The organism is uncultured Gimesia sp. (assembly GCF_937910335.1).
In the GTDB taxonomy this organism is placed as follows: domain Bacteria; phylum Planctomycetota; class Planctomycetia; order Planctomycetales; family Planctomycetaceae; genus Gimesia.
The window spans coordinates 1-2943 of record NZ_CALEMX010000324.1 but is presented as its reverse complement, the minus strand read 5'-3'; the positions used below and the strand labels follow the sequence as shown (position 1 = coordinate 2943).

The following is a 2943-nucleotide window of genomic DNA, read 5'->3' as shown; positions in this document are numbered from 1 at the left end:
GAAAGTAGAGAATTGTCTGTTTGCATTGTTTTCCGTCAATTCACAGGCATTGAGGTCGACCGGTTCGCCGCGTCCGAATCCACCGAGATCGTAAATTTTCCAGTCAACGTCGAATTTCCGGATTTGTTCAATCCAAATCTTTCCCCATGAACCCATGCTTGAATCGCAGGCTGAGATGATGAGCAGGTCTTTAATTCTCATTTCAGGTGGTCTCCAATTCCGTATAGTGGCATATCCTTTGGAAAAGTTTCGAAAGGAGTGCCCAGTCGTCGGAGCACGACTGGGAGGACGATCTGGTCGCGGGTTGTGCCCACGCTGACTTCGCGCCACCATTCCCGATTAAACGTCGTAATGTCAGGAGTATGGCGTCGTAAAATTATGCCACCATTCCACAATCCATATTGCGGGGGATGCCCTTCGGATTTATATCGGGTAATCGCATCTTCGATTTGTCTCGGATCACCGCGTTTCACCCTCATGCAGTGACTTGCTTCTTCATAAATACAGTTTCGTTGTTCATGGCGATGAAGAGCGAGGTCCGTTTTGAGCTGATTGATGGCTCCATTCAGTTTGTGCACTTCGACTCGGCCATCAATCCAGAGTGAAATGTCACAGTCAAGTGCTTCGTGAGCAAGGATCTTGAATGATTTTGCCTGCATCAACGGATCTCCCGTCGGGCGGCGATATTGGATATTCCATACTTTCGACTTCAGATTGGGATTGTCAGTAAAACAAATATATTTCACACCCGGTATCTGATCCTGCGGTTCCTTTAAGGAGTCGTATCCGCCGAAGATTGCTGTGTAGACTACCACCGTTTCCCGTTGAAGGATTCGGTCCATTGCCATTAAATAGTCACTATTGCTATAGGGATTGGTCAATGCTGGTCCCTCCAGCGCCTGTTGCATTACGCCTGCAAGTTCTGGGACTGTAAAATTAACGGGTACGGTCGTTATTTCCGGATACAGAGAAGTTGCCGCCGGGCACTCTGTAGAGACCGCAGGCAGGCATGCCGCGGCTGCGTTCGCGAGCTTGATTTGGGGCTTACAATATCGGTTTAGCGCTGTGTCGAAAGGTGGAAGCCGTAATGCTAGAGCAAGCGAGGCACCCTTGAGAACGTCATAGCTATCCCCAATAATGAATTCTTTACCGAGTAGTTGACAGGCTTTTTGAATCCGATCCAATCCGGATTCAACGAAACATTTCAAGCCGGAATACACGATCGGACCATCTGGATTATGCCAGCTCTTCTCGATCCTGGAATCAGACTGGTGTGGCACAAGGTGAACTGCCACATGATCAGGAACCGCTTCTCGCATCACTTCATAACAGGCGGGGCTAGTGGCAATCAAATCATCGAAATTGTGCCTCTGAAATTGCGACCGCCAATAATTGACGGGTGCGACGTCGGTACCTATGGAACAGAATACATCAAGCGGGTCATAAATTAAACGGTCGCATTTCTCTCGAATTATTGTTGGGGAGAAACCGTCCTTAATCGTGATGATTGTTTTTCGTCGTGCCATCCTTTGAGTCTGTTTCGGAGTGACTAGTTTGCACGAGAGATATTTCGATAGTACAAGTCCCCGCATGTCCACACCGCCAAAAGCCCTGTCGCCAACGACAGCATAATTTGCTGTCTCTTCTGGTTCTAGTTTCGAATAAGTTAGCGCCGCAGCTCGTTCGTGTGGTACTTTGAAATGTTTGAGAACAGGCTCAACATCGAGTCCCAGTTCCTGAAATCCGATGATATAATTGCGGATCCTGTCCTCATATTCCACGCGGTAGGGGACTCCTTCGGGGCGTTGAAAACGGTGCGTCCAACGGAGCCAAGGACAACAGAGAACCCGGCTTCCGTTTTTCCTGAATTTTTCCATGATGTAAGTTTCACACCCACCGAATCCTCGAAAATCAGGATGAAAGCCTACCCACGCATCATGACGACAGGAGAATAGCCCCATCCCCTGCTGCCAGATCTCGAACGGTTCCCCCTCCGGGTTCATACCGCGCTGATCAACAGACCAGACTCCCCATGCTCCGTTGCTCCATTCGGGACGCTGATGAGTCGCCGAAAGAACTCCACAATCGGAGAGAAGGGGGCCGGACAGGAGGTCGTGACAGTCCGAATTATTCTGGAAATATTCAATTAATTTTTGAATCGCTCCCGGAACTAGCATGACGTGGCAGTCAATGCAGAGGACCGATTCTCCGCGTGCATGGCGGAATACTTCGTTTCTAGACTGCGCTGTACCAGTCGAAGCTTCATAGGGATAATAATATCCGTTAGGAACACGGTTGAGAATCCAGTCTTTGACAAGCTTTCCGTGTTTCGAATTTGGGTTGTTGTCCACTACTACGATTTCGCAATCGCGCATGACTTCTGCATGGTGCAGCATCAGTGATGTTACTGTGAAATAAACTCCATCGAAATCGTCAAGCGTCGCCATGCCAATTGTGAGAAGTGGTTTGCTCAACTTACAATACCTTTGAGAGTTTTCGAACCGGCAACTGCAGCTCGTTCCGGTTTCTTTACGACCTCACAAAGAAGAGCGGACCACGAAAAAAGAGAGCAGGCTGCCCATTTGAAGAGGCGGCCTTGACGGTAATGTCATTCCTACTGTTGATCTGATTTCTGCGACACAAAACATATTGAGAAACAAGTAAACTGCTCACTCGTTTTATCCCTTTGTGGAATGATTAATGAGGTCTTTGAGTTGTTGGAGTTGGAGTCATCGGCGTTGTGGTCAAGAACGGATCTAAGTAACTAGACCCTTTCCGAGACTCACCGAGTTCCTCAGCCGACATGGAAGAGCTTGCACTAAATCGTCGCCCGTTCCGGTAATTGGTGACGGCCAGCACCCCTGCGGCGACGAATACATCCTGCCATTCCAACACTTGGGCTTCGGTAACTCCAAAGCGTGCTGCAATGCCACGTACTGTTTC

The 2943-nt window shown here is 48.8% G+C and carries 3 protein-coding genes; all 3 read right to left on the bottom strand.

Features of this window, described 5'->3' with window-relative positions; genetic code table 11:
* A partial coding sequence (locus Q0668_RS12950; protein WP_298865292.1) for a hypothetical protein occupies positions 1-201 on the bottom strand: 201 nt, incomplete at its 3' end.
* Entirely contained in the window at positions 198-2474 is a 2277-nt protein-coding gene (locus Q0668_RS12945) for a glycosyltransferase domain-containing protein (protein ID WP_298865290.1), read from the bottom strand. The genes Q0668_RS12950 and Q0668_RS12945, both read right to left, overlap by 4 nt.
* A 223-nt stretch (positions 2475-2697) precedes the next feature.
* On the bottom strand, positions 2698-2943 hold a 246-nt coding region (locus Q0668_RS12940), incomplete at its 5' end, for a hypothetical protein (protein ID WP_298865287.1).